We start from the raw sequence: 17,343 nt of genomic DNA on the forward strand, positions 1-17,343 counted from the left end.
ATTATTTTTTCTTTTCTGCAACAGGCAGATCTTTTTCCAACCTGTCGGTACGGAAAACATAATAAACGCCGAGTAACGAAATAATGCCGGAGATGACATAGAATGATAGACTCAATACTACAGCCAGATCGCCATTCATGTGGAACATCTCGGCTACAACATATTTGAAAATAAATTCGCGAAATCCCAGCCCACCAACACTAAACGGTATCACCGCAGCCATAGACGACATCAGGAATGCCGACAAATAAGGCGCGTATTTTTCGGTGTGATGCAAAGCTATCATTACCAATAAAATGGTTAATACCTGTAATGATTGTACGCCCACGGCTTTGATGTGTGCCTCTACAAAGTGCTTGGTATAATCTTTAAAAAATTTGTAGGCTACAAAAAGGTACACCGCGGTTGCTCCCAAAAATACAGTCCAGGCCAACAATGGTGTAATATGTAATACCTTTAATTGAGGTAGAAAAATTACCAGTACGGCGGTAATGAGTCCGATTGCCCAAAATCCGCTCAGGCGGTCAAATAAAATTGCCCAGAAAACTTTTTTGGCAGGCATTTTATAGTTTTTGTTTAACAGGTAAATTTTATAACCATCGCCACCAATACCACCGGGTAAAAACAAGTTGTAAAACATACCTAACATATACAGGCGTAAGTTAAACTGCCAGCGGATATGCAGATCAATAGATTTAAAGAAACTCATTAACCTGGACGCCGATACCATGGTTGAAACAAAAAAGGTTAGGATAGCCGCCAGCGCCCATAACGGATTGGCCTCACTGACAAGCGACTTAACCTGGTCGAAATGTATTTTGCTGAAAACATAATAAAGCAACAGGCCGGTAACCGCTATTTTTAAAAGAAGTTTAGTGGCGCTCCACAACCTGTCTTTAAAGGTCTTAGGCTTTTTTTCGGCAGTGATGGTTTCCAGGTCTTCTACTAAATAAGAATCAGAAGGATCAAAAGGGCCGATATAAGTTTCGTCGTACATTCGCCGCTTGTCGGTATCGCTTAGTATTTGATATGCTTCTTCCGCATCCGGATTTGGTTTATTGATTTTACGATAGGCTTCGTTAACATCTTCAGATGTTGCATCGCTGTTTATTCCTAATATATCGTAATAATCTTTTTCTGCCATTGTGTAATGTGAAAGTTTAAACGGCAATCTTGCCAGTTTAGTGCAAAGCTAATAAAAAGCCTAAGTTGCAGATTGATTTTTTTTAATGTGCGGGTATGTAGATGTGCGGGTGTGCGAATGAGTAAATGTGCGAATGATTTGCAGAGAAGGAAAGGGACTTGCACATCTGCTTATTTAAGATATTGATTTTCTAATTCAAATATTTGCACATCTGCACATTCCACACCTCCACATTTACTCATTCGCACATTAATTATGACATCCTATTTAATATTAAAGTTTTACTTTTGCGCAAAATAGAAAAAAAGCGGTATGTCGAAAGTAAAAGTTGGCCTGGTGCAAATGAGTTGCACAGCAAGCAAGCCAGATAACCTTAACAAAGCGATAGCAAAGATCAGGGAAACAGCCGAAGGCGGCGCTCAGATCATTTGTTTACAGGAGTTATTTACTTCCCTGTATTTCTGTGATGTGGAAGACCATGATAACTTCGCGTTAGCGGAGGCCATTCCCGGTCCGTCCACCGATGCGCTATCCAGCGTTGCGGCAGAGTTAGGCGTAGTGATCATCGCTTCGCTGTTTGAAAAACGTGCTCAGGGTGTTTACCATAATACTACTGCCGTGTTAGATGCAGATGGTACTTACCTGGGCAAATACCGCAAGATGCATATACCGGACGATCCGGGTTTTTACGAGAAATTTTATTTTACGCCAGGTGATTTAGGCTATAAAGTTTTCAAAACCAAATTTGCCACCATAGGGGTATTGATTTGCTGGGACCAATGGTATCCGGAAGCAGCGCGAATCACCGCGTTAATGGGGGCCGAAATTTTATTTTACCCAACTGCTATAGGCTGGGCAACCACGCAAGACGAGGCTACCAACGTAGAACAATATAACGCCTGGCAAACTATACAACGCGGACATGCCGTTGCCAACGGTGTACACGTAATTGGCATTAACAGGGTGGGCGAGGAAGCCGGAGTGAAGTTTTGGGGAGGATCGTTTGTATCTAATCCTTTCGGAACCCTATTGTACCAGGCATCTCATGACAATGAAGAAAATATCATCCACGAATTAGATCTGGATAAAACGGATTACTACCGTACCCACTGGCCGTTTTTACGCGACCGGAGGATTGATTCGTACCAACCGATTACCAAGCGCTTAATCGACGGGGATTAGGGGAGAGTCCATAGTCCATGGTCGATAGTCCATAGTAGGGCGGCAGTTGAGTTCATTGTCGATAGTCTATAGTAGGGTTGCGGTTTAGCCGATAATAAGGTTTATAACAAAATAAAATGGCTTTTAAATTTGAGAGCTTACAGGTTTGGCAAATAGCATTGGAGCTTACGGATAGCATTCATCTTTTAACCAAGCATAGTTTTCCAAAAGATGAATTGTTTATTTTAACTTCTCAAATTAAAAGAGCAGCAGATTCCGTGGTATTAAATATTGCTGAAGGCTCTACCGGCCAAACTAACCCGGTTTTCATTAACTTTTTAAACTATGCGTTGCGTTCGGCAATTGAGGTTGTTGCTTGCCTTTTTATTGCACGGCGCAGAAATTATATTAATGAGGAAGATTTTCAAAAACTTTACAATGAATATCAATCCTTGTCAAAAATGATTACATCTTTAAGAAATACGCTTTAAATATATTACGTCCATTGACTTCACCTATTTTGAAAACTTTTAAGAAATACTATGGACCATCGACCATGGTCCATGGACTAATCATCCACTTTAAATGATCACACCCTTAAAAAACACTATGGACCATCGACCATCGACTATGGACTTCCCTCAAGGCTTCCACTTCCCTGCGGAATGGGAAAAGCAAACCGCTATGTGGCTGAGTTGGCCGCACAAAGAAGAATCGTGGCCGGGTAAAATAGGCTCTATTTATAAACCTTATTGCGAATTTATTAAGGTAGTTTCTGCAGGGCAGTTAGTCCGTATTAATGTGGCTCATTTGCAAATGGAAGGATTCGCCAAAGAGCAATTGAGTAAAGTTGGTGCCGATCTGTCGAAGATCGAATTTTTTCATTTTCCAACTAATGATGCCTGGTGCCGTGATCATGGTCCGGCGTTTTTGGTCAATAGAGATACTAAGAAAAAGGTTGTGGTGGACTGGGGCTACAACGCCTGGGGCGGCAAGTATCCGCCTTATGATCTGGACGATGTAATCCCCACAAAAATCGCCAATCATTTTGGTTTGCCTGTGTTTAACCCCGGTATTGTGATGGAAGGGGGTTCGGTTGATTTTAACGGCGCTGGTACCCTATTAACTACCACTGCCTGTTTATTGAACCCGAACCGCAATCCGCATTTAAAACAGGGACAGATAGAAGAGTACTTGCATACCTATTACGGCGCCGAGCAAATATTATGGCTGGGCGATGGTATAGTTGGCGACGATACCGATGGGCATATTGATGATATTACCCGCTTTGTAAACCAGGACACCGTGATTACCGTGGTAGAAGAGAATAAAGGCGACGATAATTACCACCTGCTGCAAGAAAACCTGCAGGCTTTAAAAACCATGCGGCTGCTTAACGGCAAACAGTTAAATATTGTTGAGTTGCCCATGCCTTCGCCGGTAGTTTATGATGGGCAACGCCTGCCTGCATCTTATGCCAACTTTTACATCGGCAACGCGGCAGTGGTGGTGCCAACGTACCGTGATAAAAACGATGACAAGGCCTTAGCTATTTTGCAGCAATGTTTTACCGACCGGAAAGTTATCGGGATTGATTCTACCGATATCATCTGGGGTTTAGGCAGTTTCCATTGCCTGAGCCAGCAGGAGCCTGAAGTTTAAATATCATTTTCAATATCGGGTATTAAAATATAAATTCGCCTAAAACAGAAAAACTATGTCGGCATTGTATCCATTAAAGTTCAAAACCATTTATAAAGACAAAATATGGGGTGGTAACAAAATCAAAACCTATTTAGGTAAAGATTTTTCGCCGCTGCCCAATTGTGGCGAAACCTGGGAAATATCGGGTGTTAAGTCCGACGTATCGGTAGTAGAGAGCGGCAGCTTAGCAGGCCAATCATTAGCTGATATTTTAGAAGAGTACAAGGATGAGCTGGTGGGTAAAAAAGTGTACGACAGGTTTGGCAATATCTTTCCGTTGCTGGTGAAGTTTATCGATGCCAACGACTGGCTTTCTATCCAGGTACACCCCGATGATACGCTGGCTAAAGAGCGCCATAACTCGTTCGGCAAAACAGAGATGTGGTATATTATCGAAGCCGATCCGGGTTCAACCCTGATAACCGGCTTTAACCAGCAGGTTGATGAAAAAATATATTTGGATAAATTAAACAGCGGTCATTTAACCGATATCCTGAATAAGGAAGAGGCTAACGCAGGTGACGTTTTCTTTTTACCGGCTGGCCGTGTGCATACGATAGGCAAAGGCTTGTTATTAGCAGAGGTGCAGCAAACATCGGATATTACTTACCGGATTTATGATTTTGACCGCGTTGACGACAAAGGTAACAAGCGCGAACTGCACACAGAAGAGGCTTTGGCCGCTATTGACTACAAGCAATATCCCGACTACAAAACTCAATATACCCCTCAGATTAATGAAGACGTTGCCTTGGTAAGCTGCCCTTACTTTACAACCAACGTAATGGAATTTACCGAAGGGACAACCAAAGATTACTCTGATCTTGATTCATTTGTAATATACATTTGTGTGGCCGGTGCTTATAGCCTGGTATACCAAAATGAAACTTATGAAGTAAAAATGGGCGAATGTATTTTGCTGCCCAATACCGTGAATCAGGTTGAAATTAAAACAGAATCGGGTTTTAAAATTCTGGAAAGTTATATCGCGTAAGCTGATCATGAATAAAAAAGGTCCGGCAATCTTTAAAGATCCGGACCTTTTTTATTTACTTAGGCGGCTTCCTTAAATAGCTCAAGTAATTTATCGTAAGTAACAGGCTTAACTACATAGTCTGTAATGTGCGATATATTTTTTGCCCTGTTAATATCTTCTTGGTTGATAGAGGAGCTAACCATGTAAACGGTGATCTTTTTCCCCAAAGTTGGTTTAATGCGGGCATAATTTTCCATGAAATCCCAGCCGTCCATTACAGGCATGTTGATATCCAGGAAGATGACATCAGGTAACTTGCAGTTGTTATCCGGGTTTATCAAAAAGTCAATCGCCTCTTTTCCGTTCGGAAATTCTATTAAATTTGATGATAGTTGCTTTAAAGACATTAATTTCTTTAATCCGTACACGTAGATCTTGTCATCGTCTACTACGCACACGGTGTTAATGGGTTTTAGGATTGTCATTTACGATTTGGGGAATTTATATTAACTTAATTGTAAATAGTGTGCCAATATTTACGGTGCTTTCAATTTTTATACTTCCGCCTAAGGATTCAATTTGATTTCGGGTGATAAATAAGCCAATGCCTTTGGCATTAGCATTTTGATGAAATGTTTTATACATCCCAAATACCTTGTCGCCATATTTTTCCAAATCTATCCCCAGGCCATTATCCGCAAAGGTTAAATAAGTATGCCCATCTTCCAAATATGTTTTGCAAGTAATTTCCGGCCTGCGCTCCGGATTGCGGTATTTGAGCGAGTTAGTAGCCAGGTTTAAAAAAATGCTTTCAAGGTATGCCGGTACATAGTTAACTGTGGGGCATAAACTAAAATCGCTGTAAATTAAAGCATTGGTTTCTGTGATGTTGTTATTAATGGCGTTTAATACGTTATTAAAAGTTGTATCAAAATCAACTTCTTTACGGTCGTTGTTAATCTCTGTCTGAATTTTTACTATTTCGTTTAAATGCTCAATAGTGGTAGCTAAGCTGTTACTAATAGAGCGTATATGCGTAAATATTTCTTTTTGCTCATCTTCCGAGATCTCTTCTTCAAACAAATTGACCATAAACTCAAGGTTGCCCGAGTGCGACCGTAAGTTGTGTGATACGATATGGGCAAAATTCTGCAAGCGTTTATTCTGATCGCTTAACAGGTCAAGCGATTTTTGCAGGTTAAGCTCTTTTAGCTTATCGTCGTTAATGTTTTGGAATATGCCTCTTATGGCAACGCAGTTTCCGTGTTCATCAATAACGGGCACACCCTTGGTGCGTATCCAAACTACATTATCTTTAGCAGTTCTAAATTTAAGTTCAAGGTCATACGCCTGGCAGTGTTCAATACAATTTTTTACAGCCCTGGCAACAGTTTCGCGATAGCCGGGCTCATAAAAATTATGGGTAGTTTCAATGTCCGGTTGTTCGTGCTCATCTAATTCATGTATGTCGTAAACCTCTTTTGACCAAATGAGCTCATTGGTGATCACATCCAGTTCCCAACCACCTATGCGGGCAATTTTATTAGTTTCGTTAAGTAAAAATTCGTTTTTCTTTAAGTTGAGTTCGTTGCGCTTTTTAGAATCTATATCTATTACTGCGCCAAGCATTCTTAACGGTTTGCCTTCCTGGTTAAGCCAGGCTTTGCCGGTGCTCTCAAACCAACGATAGCCGTCTGCTTTGGTTAGCATCCGGAATTCAACTTTATAGCGGGTTTTATGATGAAGATGATTTTGAAAGGAATTATAAACAGTTTCTCTGTCGCTTGGGTGTACAATGTGGTTTAAAAAAAAGCTATAATTTTGTTCGATCTCGCCATAATTATAGCCCAGTAACTCGCAAAACTTGGGTGACCACCAGGCTTCTTCGGTTTCAATGCCGCGCTCCCATAAGCCGATATTGGTACTCTCAATAAGGTTATGCAGTTGGGTGTTCAATAAATAATGGTCGCCTATTGCATCACACCCCTCGGGGTTTTCGCCAATATTTAAATATGTTTTATCTGGCATATGCAGTTTCGTAATCGCTCTTTAACAGATGTAATAATAAACGATATAAAATATTAGTTACAGATTACAAAAAAACACAAAGTAGTGTTGATCTTAGTTTTTAAGCATCAGGTGGTTACAATCAGTACGAGGCCTTAAATAGCCTCAAGCGACTTCTAATTATTATATAGACTTCGTAAAAATATAAATATTAACCCAAATACAAAAAATCATTGCAAAATACAAGGTTTAAGTAATTATGCGTTGCGAAAGTGGTATTTGCCAGCTTAATATACTGGTATGGAGTTTAATACAACACTTGATCTTAAAAATATACAGTGATTTTTTATTCTGAGGAATTTGATGCCTGATTTTAAACTGATAGTTATAAAACTGATGATATTGGTTAAGTTTTGGGTTTTGGTATGCTATTGGATTATACTTTAATAACACTAAAATTTTGACATTATGAAAACCCGTAAAATCAATATCATAGAAGCGCTTTTCGCAATCAAGTTTGACAAAGAATTGCAGGCAATCCTGAAGCGGGATATCAAAGCTATCAAATCGAGCATATCTTCAGCCGTTAACCCTAACCAGATAGCAGTTTAGGTTTATGTTGCTTTTTAAATGAGCCCCCGATTTATTAATTGTTCAATAAAATTTAAACTAATATCATGAGCCAACCTCTACGATTAACTTATCAGAATTCGGATATTATGTTTTATATCCTGAATGAAAAACCATCAGAAACACATCAAAAAATTGATGTGTCAGTAAAAGGCGAAACTTATCAGCTGCACAAATCGGCTGGAAAGTGGGAGCTAAATGGCGATATCAATAATCCTGAATACAACCTTATTAATGCAATTGGTAATGTAATAGCATTACGTTATCGAATTTAATTTTCGGCTGTTAATAAAATTGCCCATAATATAGGCCGCAATAATTAAGTGGTTGCAGTTAATATAAAATGAGATCTTGTACGATTGCGCACAAGATCCCATTCATTTTATTATAAATTTCCCCTCAGTTCCTGTTCGCGTTCAATAGCTTCAAACAGGGCTTTAAAATTGCCGGCACCGAATGATTTGGCACCCTTGCGCTGAATGATCTCGAAAAAAACCGTAGGCCTGTCTTCTACAGGTTTAGTAAATATTTGCAGCAAATAACCTTCATCGTCGCGGTCAACCAGTATTCCTAATTGTTTTAGTGGCTCCAGATTTTCGTCAATGTGCCCTACACGTTCAGTCAGGGTATCATAATAGGTAGTTGGTACAGTTAAAAATTCAATGCCACGGCTTTGCAATTTGGTTACAGTATCTACAATATCATGCGTGGCCAGGGCAAGGTGTTGTACGCCTTCGCCCTCGTAAAACTCCAGGTATTCTTCAATCTGCGATTTCTTTTTACCTTCTGCTGGTTCGTTAATCGGGAATTTAACGTAGCCGTTGCCATTACTCATCACCTTGCTCATTAATGCAGAGTATTCGGTTGAGATAGCTTTATCATCAAAAGTGAGGATGTTTTTAAAACCCAATACGTCTTCGTAAAAGTTAACCCATTGGTTCATTTTATTCCAGCCTACGTTGCCTACACAATGGTCAACATATAATAATCCGGTTGGCTCAGGGTTATAGGTTGATTTCATTTTTTGATAGCCTGGTAAAAACGGGCCGTTATAATTTTTGCGCTCTACAAATAAGTGAACGGTTTCGCCATAAAGGTAAATGCCGCTTGTGCGTACTTCGCCATGTTCATCAGTAATGGTTTGAGGCTCCTGGAAGGGTTTGGCACCACGGCTAACAGTTTGTTTAAAGGCGTCGTAAGCATCATCAACCCATAATGCAAGTACCTTAACGCCATCGCCATGTTTTTTAATGTGCTCGGCAATGGGGTGGTCCGAGTGCATCGGGGTGGTTAATACCAGCCTGATTTTGCCTTGCTGTAATACGTACGATGCCCTGTCGCGCACGCCCGTTTCCGGGCCTGCATAGGCCAGGCTTTGAAAACCGAAAGCTGTTTTATAAAAGTGGGCCGCTTGCTTAGCATTGCCTACATAAAATTCTACATAGTCGGTACCGTTAAGCGGTAAGAAATCATTATTTAGCTGCCCTAAGTTTTCTACCGCGGGTAATGCATTTACAAAAGTTGTTTCCATGTATGTGATTGTGTGTTTCGTTTGTTTTAATTGTTCTGCTAACTCGGGATTTGTCAAGGATAAAGTGTCGGTTATCGTTGTTAAAGTCATCAATAATCAACCAGGAATGCCGGATTTTGACTCACGACTCCGGACTAAGTACTCTTGACTAACACTAACTTTTAGTTAAGCTTTATTGCCAGCTTTTATAGTAATTCTCGTCTTCTATTTTTAACGCTTCTTCGGTTATCATCAACGGGTGGAAGGGGTCTATCATCACAGCAAGTTCCTGGGTTGCTTCTTTACCGATTGATTTTTCTACCGTTCCGGGATGCGGGCCGTGCGGGATGCCTCCGGGGTGGAGCGTTATCTGGCCCTTTACCACGCTTTTGCGGCTCATAAAGTCGCCGTCTACATAATACAAAACCTCGTCGCTGTCTACATTGCTATGGTTGTAAGGGGCCGGTATGGATAGGGGATGGTAATCGTATTTACGCGGAACAAAGGAGCAGATGACAAAGTTATTCCCTTCAAAGGTTTGATGAACAGGTGGCGGCTGATGCAGACGGCCCGTAATGGGCTCAAAATCGTGAATGGAAAATGCCCAGGGATAATGGAAACCATCCCAGCCAATAAAATCGAAAGGATGCGTGCCGTAAATATAAGGGTAGATGAGGCCCTGTTTTTTGATCAGTATTTTAAAGTCGCCCTTTTCATCGTGCGTTTCCAGGTTCGATGGTCGCCTGATGTCGCGCTCGCAATAGGGGGAATGTTCCATCAATTGCCCGTAATGGTTACGGTAACGCTTGGGCGACCGGATAGGACTAAAACTTTCTGTAATAAACAAGCGGTTATCTTCCGTGTCAAATTCCAGTTGATAAATGGTTCCTCTTGGCACTACCAGGTAATCGCCATAAGTAAATTTAATCTCCCCGAACCCTGTTTTTAACTTACCCGAACCTACATGGATAAAAATCACCTCGTCGGCCTGGCTATTCTTATAAAAATAGTCCGTCATGGATTTGCGCGGGGCAGCCAGTGAGATATGCAGGTCTTGATTGACCAGAACCGGTTTACGGCTTTGCAGATAGTCATCCTCGGGTTTTACATTGAAACCTATCAGGCTGGTATGCTTTAAGTGCTTCTCGCGTGCTATTTTAGGTTCAACCGAATACGGCTCGCCTAAGGCTTTTACAATAGTTGGGGGATAGCAATGATAAACCAGCGAGTACAGGCTCGAAAACCCTTCTGTAGAAACCAGTTCCTCTGCATACAATTCGCCATCGGGCTTACGAAAAATGGTGTGCCTTTTTGGAGGAATGGTACCTAATGTATGGTAAATAGGCATGGTGCTTAATTAAGTTGTAAAGTTTGAACGTTGTAAAGTTGAAACGCTATCGGGTTTGAAAGTTGTTTAAGCTTTCAGAAGAAGAAGAGTTGCTGAAGTTCAAAATAAAATGGCAAGGCAGACTTACCGCATTTCAATTTTGAAATAGTTCAACAAGAAATTACAGAGAATATTGGGCGAAGATAATTTTGGTGAGCATCGCATAACGAAACGAGGCCGCCACGTTGGTGGAGATAAGTCCTTGTTTCAGATATTGATACTTGTTGAAGTTCATATTGGTGTAAGCAAAGTTAGGTTTAATTAGTTTATGATGCAAACATAATTTTGGTGGGCAGGGGCGTTGCAATATTTTCAAAATGTTTAGCTTTGATCAACCAACTATCATTAGTAACCGCTATAACAACCGGCTGATTTAATTATATCCCTTATTAAAAAAATTAAATAATCATCACATGAAGTTAGTATCGTATAAAACAGAAGATCGTGAACATTTGGGTGTGTTTGTAAACGGGCATATCTATAATCTCCATTCGTGCGATAAGTTGATCCCCGATAATATGAAAGATTTTTTATGTGAGGGAGAAGAACTGATGGAACACGCCAAGCATGTACATCACGGCATTCAATCGGGCAAAATAGAAGCCCGGGAAGAAGTGTTTTTTGAAGTTATTGCCCCGGTGCCATACCCCGCATCGTGCCGGGATGCTTACGCTTTCAGGCAGCATGTAGAAACCGCCCGCCGTAACCGCAAGGTTGGCATGATTGCCGAGTTTGACCAATATCCTATATTTTATTTTACCAACCATAACGCCATACAGGGCCCTGGTGATATTGAATGCATGCCCGACCATTTTGAGAAGCTTGATTTTGAATTGGAAGTGGCCGTAGTGCTTAACAAAAAAGGGCGTAACATTAAAGCCAGCGAAGCCGATAGCTACATAGCAGGCTTTATGATTATGAACGATATGAGCGCCCGCACCCTGCAGATGGAAGAAATGCTGCTGAACCTGGGCCCAGCCAAAGGCAAGGATTTTTCGACCGTGATTGGCCCCTGGTTAGTAACCCCTGATGAATTGGAGCCGTACAAAGTAGCCCCCAAGCCGGGCCATACTGGCAATAGTTACGACCTGAAAATGAAATGCTGGGTGAACGGCAAAGAAGTATCAAGCGGCTCCATGGCCGACATGGAGTGGACCTTTGCCGAAATTATAGAGCGTTGCGCCTACGGCTGCGATGTTTTACCCGGAGATGTAATAGGCTCTGGAACGGTTGGCACCGGATGCTTTTTAGAGCTTAACGGCGCCGGATTATTAAATGATCCTGACTATCAAACGCAATGGCTGCAACCTGGCGATATTGTTGAAATGGAAGTTACCGGGCTTGGGGCGTTGAGCAACACCATTATCAAAGCGAACAGCGATTTTTCTATATTGAATTTAAAGAAGGTTGGGGTGGTTGAAAAGTTGAGAGCTTGATTATGGAGGGGGGAAGATTTGTCAGTAAAAGATTAGAATATTAGTATAGAATGTATTTATTATTTCAGTAGCCGACGGTTTTTAATTAAATGACATTTCTGTGATATTTCAAAAAGTGGCGATTCTGAGCAGGAAATGCACTTTTTCGACTCTTATAGATTAATTAATCTATAAGAGTCGAAAAAAGCTAAAGTTATTATTTTACCGATTTTTCGTTTGAATTTCGTTTTTTTTTCATATATATTTGTATGATAAATTATTAAAATAACATTAATTATGATACAATTAACTATCGACGCAGGTCTTTTATCGAGGTTAAATATTTTCTTAAACGGAACAAACCCTTTAGATGGGTTTGTGGTAACTCTTAATAGATTAGCAAATTGGGAAATAATTTTTGAAAGAGAAAGAAAAGATGAATTTCTTGCAACTCTCTTAAGATTAGTAGAAGCAATGAATCAAAATCAACCCCCTGCTGTCACAAGAGCAAACTTTCTACCATTGGCTGATTCTATTGCTCAACAAATTGATAATCAAACGAATGAATCAATTTAGAGTAAGAATTAAAAGAAGTGTTAAAATTCTTCGAGACTATTTTATGATGATAGAATATTATAGCTATCAGCTAAATAAACAATCAACCTAATGAAGAATATGGAAGTTACAATAGGTGTTAATGAGTTCACTCTAATAGTTGAATTGTTAATAGCTAAATTAGAGTTGAAGATTAGGGGCTCACGAACTGTTGATACTAACGGGGCCCAAAGCGTTATCCTTAACGGTAGCGAAGGTGACTTTCGATTGTTGACAGATAGACTTGGAACTGTCAAATTCCTTGTGGATACTGTAACACCTAAGATTAGCGAGGCTATATCAAATGTTAAACCGGAATAATAAATAATACAGTTTAACAAAGTCAAATGTGATTCATTTTCAAACTGCCAAAAGCACCCATAACATGCACTCCTTCCAACCTTACAATAAAAAAGCGCTTCCTCATTTAAAAGCGTATTGCTTATTAACCACTGATACCACTGGCGGGATGCGCCTGCTTTCAAACAGATCATACCCAGCCTTCATGTTGTTCCAAAAGCTAAAATAGTCGGATGCCGCGCAGAGCTTCATATTGGTGGCGTTGAGTTTAAAAGGGAAGATATGTAAAGGTATAGCAGTTTGGCCGGCGGCAAGGCTTTTGTAAACTACGGTGTAAATCTCTTCGATCAAAGGGTCGGTCATGGCGTAGCATCCTATGGATGCGCAGTGCCCGTGAATCATGATATCTGTGCCGGTATAGCCCTTTGATTTTTCTAACTGATTGGGGTACCCAATATTGATGGCCAGGTGGTAGTGGCTTACCGGGTTAAGCTGCCAGGGTGTAATGTAGTAAAACCCTTCCGGGCTTTTGCCATCGTTTATCCGGGTTTTAGTGCCAAAACCTCCGGAAAAATAACAAACCGGGTAAGTTTTAAATAAGCTGTAGGTGCTGTCTTTTTTTACCCAGATCTCAAGAATATGTTCTTCTTTAAATATGCGGATGTAGATGGGGCTGCCCGCTTTGAAACCGCCATTGTTTAGTTCTTTTTCCAGACGGGGCCAAACAGCGGCTCTTACGTCCGCAGCCAGTTTACTGTCGGGCAGGTCGGTTACGGGATGATTAATCAGTAAGAAAAAACTGATCAATACTAACAGGGCTTTAAGCATAAGTTTTTGAAAATGATGTTGCAATATAATGATACGCCAGCAATCTATTACAAACAAAATGCAAGCTCAAGGCGGCCGCATTAAAAAGTTCATTTGATTTTAGTAGCGAAAAAAGGAACCCTGCTGACAAGGGGGCGCCTACGGAGCCAAAACTTATTTTTTTGTCCCCTATAAACAGGAAGCTCCTACCGGAGCTCTTTAACAGTGTATCGTCCTGAAAAAATTTACAGTTTTTTAGATAATCCTGCTAAGTATTTACAGGTTGTTTTTACTCCAGCGGAGTAGCCTGTTTATAGAAAAGGCATTTAACCTGCTTTGGCTTCGTAGGGGCCTCCTCTTACCTTTTTAATGTCCTTGCCCTGAATGTGCAAGCCAGACGAACTATATTATTATATGCCTAAAACACTTTTCAACTTAACATAGCCTGCTTTGCTTACCGGTATTTTGGCCCCCGATTTGAGTATGGCGATATGTGCGTCTTTTTCGTAAGGATCAATGCGGGTAATTTGTTGTACTGCTAAAATGTAGGAGCGGTGTACGCGTACAAACTGGCGCGGATCTAAGGTCTGCTCAAAAAAGCTCATGGTTTTATTTTTCAGGAACGAGCCTTCCTGGGTATGGATGCTTACATAATCGTCGTCGGCTTCCAGGTATTGCACATCCTGAACAGGGATGATCTTCACTTTAGTTCCGGTTTTAACTACAATGCGTTCATGTTGGGCAGGCGACGCGGATACAGTCGAGTTAGTGATTTCTTCGGCGGTTTTCTGCGGCTTCGACGGCGACGATTGATGAAGCCATTTATCAACAGCCTTGGTAAAACGTTCTTTGCTAAAAGGCTTCAGCAAATAATCAACCGCGTGCGTTTCAAAAGCCTTAATGGCATACTCGTCAAAAGCGGTTGTGAAAATAACCGAAGGCGGATTTTCAACCAACTCAAGCATTTCAAAGCCGTTGATCTTGGGCATTTGCACATCAAGGAAAATCAGGTCGGGCTGATATTGGTTAATGGCTTTTACACCTTCAAATCCATCGCCACACTCCTGCAAAACCTCAATCTGCGGAAAATCCATCAAATACTCCCTCACAATTAAACGGGCCAGGGGTTCATCATCTATAATTAAAGCTCGTTTCATGTTAACTGGGGTATTTTTATAATCGTTGTGTATAAATTATCTTCGGCGTGTGTCTCAACCAAATCGTTACGTGCAAACAGCAGGTATAGGCGTCGTTGCACACCACTTAAACCAAAACCCGTTCCCTGCCTTGGCCGGGTGGTTTGCGCATCATAAGGGTTTTGCACCATTAATACTAAATAATTATCGCTAACCTCTGCACGGATACTGATGGTTACCTCCTCGGTGGTATCATACAATCCAAATTTAATAGAATTTTCTACAATTGGCTGTAAAAGCATGGCAGGTAGCAGGGTAGTTCCGCTTTTGCTGTCGCAACTGATTTCGGTAATCAGGCGATGTCCAAAGCGTACCTTTTCAATATCCAGGTACAATTGCAGGTGCGCCAGTTCTTCGGCTAAGGTTACCGGCTCCTGATCGTCTTTTTTGAGCGTACCACGTAAAAAATCGGATAGCTGGTGGATCATTTTCCGGGCTTCCTCCGGGCGGATGCCAATCAATGCGTTGATGGAGTTTAAACTGTTAAACAAAAAGTGCGGTTGGAGTTGCTGGCGCAGGTTATATAGCTCCGCCTCGCGGGCCAGTCTTTCGGCATCCGCTTTGCGTTTATCGCTTTTCTTTTGGTCAAGCTGGCTGTAAAAAATAACGCTCACCATAGCCATACAGCCCACGGCCAGGAAACCAATAAAAAAACGGATAATTAATGATTGCAGCAGAAAATCTTTATAAATCTTATCAGCAATCAATGCCGGTAGCAGCCAACGGGCGGCGGTAATACAAAGTCCGGACAACACACCGCACCAAACTACCAGGTTGATATAACCCTTGGTACCGGGCTGATAGTAGCGCAGGTTGTTGTTGATCAGCCAGCAAGCGGCTGTTAAAAGTATGGTATTAATAACACTGTCAACAATGGCCATATACCAGTTAAAACCAAAGCTATGTATAATATAAGCCTGCATGGCAGCCCATGTTAACAGGCAGGCCACCAGTGTTAAACTTATTTTTGAATAAATAGCTTGTGTTGTTGCCAAGGTTTTTGTTTAACTGAATGAATAATCGGTTTTGTTTAACAGTGCGGATTTGTGATGGGCCCATTTGATATACAGATCGGCATCCGGCTCCTCGTGTATGTTGTAATAAAGTTCGGTGCCATCTGCCAATTCGCTTAATTTATTGAGCTCGGCAACATCAATAAAGTGCCATTGAACGGTTTGCTGCTGGCTGTTAACAAACCGGTCCTGATTTTTACGGCCTAAATCACAAGCTTTTTCAAGAGCCTGTTTTTCATCGTCGGCTTTCACCAGGCGCAGTTGCTCATCAAACTGCGGCTGGTGGTTACCCTCGCCACTAACGATCTGGAAAATTATTTTAGCTACATACCAACTCATAAACCTTGGCTTTTTTATTATTGTTAATAACTGCGGATCTCGATACCTGCAAAAATGGAGGTACCGGTAATAACGAGCACCTTATCGGTAGATATATCTATTTTATGCTTCCGCTTATCATCAAACCCGGCAAATAGCGCCACCATATCAGACGTAACGTGCCAGTGAGGAGGCACCAGTAGTTTAATACCCCCAAATATCTGGGTTACATCAATTACTACCCGCCCGTTAATATCCGCTTGCGTAAAATCAATTTCGGCGCCGCCAAAAATGTTAATGATCTCGCCGCCCTTAAAATTTTTGGAGAGTATGGTTTTATTGCAACTGCCAAAAATGGATGTAGCGTCCAGTAAGTCTTCGCTCAGGTTACCGGCTTTACCAGGACCGTATTCGGCCTTCATGTCGGAGTAATTCATGTTGCTATAATCTTTTATGGGTTCGTTAGGGTTATCCGGATTAACTTGCTTGTCCCAATCCCAATGTTTATCCGTGTTGCGGTTATGGTTCCAGCGTCTGTCTCTGCGGAAACGGCTGGCATCCCATTTATGATTGCGGCCAAGAATCATCATAAAACCTATCGAAATAATAATAACCGGCCAAAACAAGTTTGAAAGGTTAACGCCCGGGAAAATGTCGTCCGCTAAAAATATCACGCCTATAACGATCATGATATAAGCGGTAGGCTTGCTGAAATTGTGTTTAGCACCCGAGTACAGGCCTAAGGCAATTAGCCACATGGGCCAGCTAAATACCCAGGATGGGAAAAGGAAGTTGCCAAGCTGTTGCAGCAATAAGATGCCGCCCAAAGTGAGCAAGATAAATCCTGCTATTACTTTGCCATTATTGCGGCTTTTTGTTGGTTCTATATCGTTTTGCATTTGTGGTGTGTCTCTTATATTTATAAACCAAAAGTAAGGTAACAATTAAAGGTAACCAAAGCAAAGTTGGTAATGTACTTTCAATTTTCGGTAAGAGGTGTGATTTTGTCGGTGAAATTTAGAAGTTGATGGAGAGAGGATGGACATCATTATAATTAATATTGATGAATTGAGGTTTTTGACAACAATAATTATCACACAGAATAATAAGATCTCGTAATTACATTGGTTATTGGTTGAATGCTTTATGAATGTGTACAATAAAAATTGGCAGCAGGGAAT

Annotated in this window: 19 protein-coding genes; 9 read left to right on the forward strand and 10 right to left on the reverse strand. The window is 41.1% G+C overall.

Features of this window, described 5'->3' with window-relative positions; translation table 11 throughout:
- Position 1 precedes the first annotated feature (1 nt).
- Positions 2 to 1,144 carry a lysylphosphatidylglycerol synthase transmembrane domain-containing protein gene (locus MUCPA_RS21160; protein WP_008509173.1) on the reverse strand — a complete coding sequence of 381 codons (1,143 nt, stop codon included), beginning with the start codon at positions 1,142 to 1,144 and terminating at the stop codon, positions 2 to 4.
- A gap of 312 nt (positions 1,145 to 1,456) precedes the next feature.
- Here MUCPA_RS21160 and MUCPA_RS21165 point away from each other — a divergent pair, with 312 nt between their 5' ends.
- The 4 genes from MUCPA_RS21165 (at position 1,457) to MUCPA_RS21180 (ending at position 5,003) form a co-directional block, all read left to right on the forward strand.
- Positions 1,457 to 2,326 carry a carbon-nitrogen hydrolase gene (locus MUCPA_RS21165; RefSeq protein ID WP_008509175.1) on the forward strand — a complete coding sequence of 290 codons (870 nt, stop codon included), beginning with the start codon at positions 1,457 to 1,459 and terminating at the stop codon, positions 2,324 to 2,326.
- Positions 2,327 to 2,442: 116 nt separating this feature from the next.
- Positions 2,443 to 2,796, forward strand: a complete 354-nt coding sequence (locus MUCPA_RS21170) for a four helix bundle protein (protein WP_008509178.1) — start codon at positions 2,443 to 2,445, stop codon at positions 2,794 to 2,796.
- A gap of 118 nt (positions 2,797 to 2,914) precedes the next feature.
- Positions 2,915 to 3,967: an agmatine deiminase family protein gene (locus MUCPA_RS21175; RefSeq protein ID WP_008509180.1), complete on the forward strand. Its 1,053-nt coding sequence runs from the start codon at positions 2,915 to 2,917 to the stop codon at positions 3,965 to 3,967.
- A 55-nt stretch (positions 3,968 to 4,022) separates the two neighbouring features.
- Positions 4,023 to 5,003, forward strand: a complete 981-nt coding sequence (locus MUCPA_RS21180; RefSeq protein WP_008509181.1) for a type I phosphomannose isomerase catalytic subunit — start codon at positions 4,023 to 4,025, stop codon at positions 5,001 to 5,003.
- 59 nt (positions 5,004 to 5,062) lie between these two features.
- Here MUCPA_RS21180 and MUCPA_RS21185 read toward each other — a convergent pair whose 3' ends face one another.
- Positions 5,063 to 5,470 carry a response regulator gene (locus MUCPA_RS21185; protein WP_008509183.1) on the reverse strand — a complete coding sequence of 136 codons (408 nt, stop codon included), beginning with the start codon at positions 5,468 to 5,470 and terminating at the stop codon, positions 5,063 to 5,065.
- A 16-nt stretch (positions 5,471 to 5,486) separates the two neighbouring features.
- Positions 5,487 to 7,013, reverse strand: coding sequence for a PAS domain-containing sensor histidine kinase (locus MUCPA_RS21190; RefSeq protein WP_008509185.1), 1,527 nt, complete (start codon positions 7,011 to 7,013; stop codon positions 5,487 to 5,489).
- A 447-nt stretch (positions 7,014 to 7,460) separates the two neighbouring features.
- Between MUCPA_RS21190 and MUCPA_RS37840 the strand changes: the two genes are divergently transcribed.
- Together MUCPA_RS37840 and MUCPA_RS21195 are read left to right on the forward strand one after the other, a co-directional pair.
- A complete protein-coding gene (locus tag MUCPA_RS37840) occupies positions 7,461 to 7,604 on the forward strand; it encodes a hypothetical protein (RefSeq protein ID WP_008509186.1) in 144 nt (47 codons plus the stop codon).
- 65 nt (positions 7,605 to 7,669) lie between these two features.
- Positions 7,670 to 7,897 carry a hypothetical protein gene (locus MUCPA_RS21195; protein ID WP_008509187.1) on the forward strand — a complete coding sequence of 76 codons (228 nt, stop codon included), beginning with the start codon at positions 7,670 to 7,672 and terminating at the stop codon, positions 7,895 to 7,897.
- A gap of 110 nt (positions 7,898 to 8,007) precedes the next feature.
- Here MUCPA_RS21195 and hppD read toward each other — a convergent pair whose 3' ends face one another.
- Together hppD and MUCPA_RS21205 are read right to left on the reverse strand one after the other, a co-directional pair.
- The gene (hppD, locus tag MUCPA_RS21200; protein WP_040626239.1) at positions 8,008 to 9,153 is read right to left on the reverse strand and encodes a 4-hydroxyphenylpyruvate dioxygenase; all 1,146 of its coding nucleotides are present in this window, start codon (positions 9,151 to 9,153) and stop codon (positions 8,008 to 8,010) included.
- Positions 9,154 to 9,325: 172 nt separating this feature from the next.
- Positions 9,326 to 10,480 (reverse strand): homogentisate 1,2-dioxygenase, encoded by a 1,155-nt coding sequence (locus MUCPA_RS21205; protein WP_008509189.1) that lies wholly within the window; start codon positions 10,478 to 10,480, stop codon positions 9,326 to 9,328.
- Positions 10,481 to 10,932: 452 nt separating this feature from the next.
- On the opposite strand from MUCPA_RS21205, the gene MUCPA_RS21210 reads away from it, so the two are divergent.
- The 3 genes from MUCPA_RS21210 to MUCPA_RS38315 all read left to right on the forward strand — a co-directional run bounded on the left by MUCPA_RS21210 (position 10,933) and on the right by MUCPA_RS38315 (position 12,849).
- Entirely contained in the window at positions 10,933 to 11,955 is a 1,023-nt protein-coding gene (locus MUCPA_RS21210; protein ID WP_008509190.1) for a fumarylacetoacetate hydrolase family protein, read from the forward strand.
- 276 nt (positions 11,956 to 12,231) lie between these two features.
- Positions 12,232 to 12,510 (forward strand): hypothetical protein, encoded by a 279-nt coding sequence (locus MUCPA_RS21215; protein WP_008509191.1) that lies wholly within the window; start codon positions 12,232 to 12,234, stop codon positions 12,508 to 12,510.
- Positions 12,511 to 12,600: 90 nt separating this feature from the next.
- Positions 12,601 to 12,849, forward strand: coding sequence for a hypothetical protein (locus MUCPA_RS38315; RefSeq protein WP_008509193.1), 249 nt, complete (start codon positions 12,601 to 12,603; stop codon positions 12,847 to 12,849).
- Positions 12,850 to 12,951: 102 nt separating this feature from the next.
- On the opposite strand, the gene MUCPA_RS21225 is transcribed toward MUCPA_RS38315, so the two are convergent.
- The 5 genes from MUCPA_RS21225 to MUCPA_RS36310 form a co-directional block, all read right to left on the reverse strand.
- A complete protein-coding gene (locus MUCPA_RS21225) occupies positions 12,952 to 13,656 on the reverse strand; it encodes a L,D-transpeptidase family protein (protein ID WP_008509194.1) in 705 nt (234 codons plus the stop codon).
- 389 nt (positions 13,657 to 14,045) lie between these two features.
- Positions 14,046 to 14,792, reverse strand: coding sequence for a LytR/AlgR family response regulator transcription factor (locus tag MUCPA_RS21230; protein ID WP_008509195.1), 747 nt, complete (start codon positions 14,790 to 14,792; stop codon positions 14,046 to 14,048).
- A complete protein-coding gene (locus MUCPA_RS21235; protein ID WP_233276773.1) occupies positions 14,789 to 15,826 on the reverse strand; it encodes a sensor histidine kinase in 1,038 nt (345 codons plus the stop codon). The genes MUCPA_RS21230 and MUCPA_RS21235 overlap by 4 nt, the downstream gene beginning before the upstream one ends.
- Before the next feature lie 9 nt (positions 15,827 to 15,835).
- Positions 15,836 to 16,183: a DUF4288 domain-containing protein gene (locus MUCPA_RS21240; RefSeq protein WP_008509199.1), complete on the reverse strand. Its 348-nt coding sequence runs from the start codon at positions 16,181 to 16,183 to the stop codon at positions 15,836 to 15,838.
- Between the two features lie 23 nt (positions 16,184 to 16,206).
- Complete coding sequence (locus MUCPA_RS36310) at positions 16,207 to 17,061, reverse strand: LiaF transmembrane domain-containing protein (RefSeq protein WP_008509201.1); 855 nt, start codon at positions 17,059 to 17,061, stop codon at positions 16,207 to 16,209.
- Positions 17,062 to 17,343: the final 282 nt, after the last annotated feature.

The sequence above is a fragment of the Mucilaginibacter paludis DSM 18603 genome (assembly GCF_000166195.2).
GTDB classification, from domain to species: Bacteria; Bacteroidota; Bacteroidia; order Sphingobacteriales; family Sphingobacteriaceae; genus Mucilaginibacter; species Mucilaginibacter paludis.

Excerpts from the sequence above, each read along its gene's own strand:
- MUCPA_RS21195 (WP_008509187.1), top strand. The coding sequence starts at position 7,670 with ATGAGCCAACCTCTACGATTAACTTATCAGAATTCGGATATTATGTTT.
- MUCPA_RS21185 (WP_008509183.1), bottom strand. The coding sequence starts at position 5,470 with ATGACAATCCTAAAACCCATTAACACCGTGTGCGTAGTAGACGATGAC.
- MUCPA_RS21205 (WP_008509189.1), bottom strand. The coding sequence starts at position 10,480 with ATGCCTATTTACCATACATTAGGTACCATTCCTCCAAAAAGGCACACC.
- MUCPA_RS21165 (WP_008509175.1), top strand. The coding sequence starts at position 1,457 with ATGTCGAAAGTAAAAGTTGGCCTGGTGCAAATGAGTTGCACAGCAAGC.
- hppD (WP_040626239.1), bottom strand. The coding sequence starts at position 9,153 with ATGGAAACAACTTTTGTAAATGCATTACCCGCGGTAGAAAACTTAGGG.
- MUCPA_RS21215 (WP_008509191.1), top strand. The coding sequence starts at position 12,232 with ATGATACAATTAACTATCGACGCAGGTCTTTTATCGAGGTTAAATATT.
- MUCPA_RS21170 (WP_008509178.1), top strand. The coding sequence starts at position 2,443 with ATGGCTTTTAAATTTGAGAGCTTACAGGTTTGGCAAATAGCATTGGAG.
- MUCPA_RS36310 (WP_008509201.1), bottom strand. The coding sequence starts at position 17,061 with ATGCAAAACGATATAGAACCAACAAAAAGCCGCAATAATGGCAAAGTA.
- MUCPA_RS21230 (WP_008509195.1), bottom strand. The coding sequence starts at position 14,792 with ATGAAACGAGCTTTAATTATAGATGATGAACCCCTGGCCCGTTTAATT.
- MUCPA_RS38315 (WP_008509193.1), top strand. The coding sequence starts at position 12,601 with ATGAAGAATATGGAAGTTACAATAGGTGTTAATGAGTTCACTCTAATA.
- MUCPA_RS21225 (WP_008509194.1), bottom strand. The coding sequence starts at position 13,656 with ATGCTTAAAGCCCTGTTAGTATTGATCAGTTTTTTCTTACTGATTAAT.
- MUCPA_RS21210 (WP_008509190.1), top strand. The coding sequence starts at position 10,933 with ATGAAGTTAGTATCGTATAAAACAGAAGATCGTGAACATTTGGGTGTG.
- MUCPA_RS21175 (WP_008509180.1), top strand. The coding sequence starts at position 2,915 with ATGGACCATCGACCATCGACTATGGACTTCCCTCAAGGCTTCCACTTC.
- MUCPA_RS21190 (WP_008509185.1), bottom strand. The coding sequence starts at position 7,013 with ATGCCAGATAAAACATATTTAAATATTGGCGAAAACCCCGAGGGGTGT.
- MUCPA_RS21160 (WP_008509173.1), bottom strand. The coding sequence starts at position 1,144 with ATGGCAGAAAAAGATTATTACGATATATTAGGAATAAACAGCGATGCA.
- MUCPA_RS21240 (WP_008509199.1), bottom strand. The coding sequence starts at position 16,183 with ATGAGTTGGTATGTAGCTAAAATAATTTTCCAGATCGTTAGTGGCGAG.
- MUCPA_RS21180 (WP_008509181.1), top strand. The coding sequence starts at position 4,023 with ATGTCGGCATTGTATCCATTAAAGTTCAAAACCATTTATAAAGACAAA.
- MUCPA_RS37840 (WP_008509186.1), top strand. The coding sequence starts at position 7,461 with ATGAAAACCCGTAAAATCAATATCATAGAAGCGCTTTTCGCAATCAAG.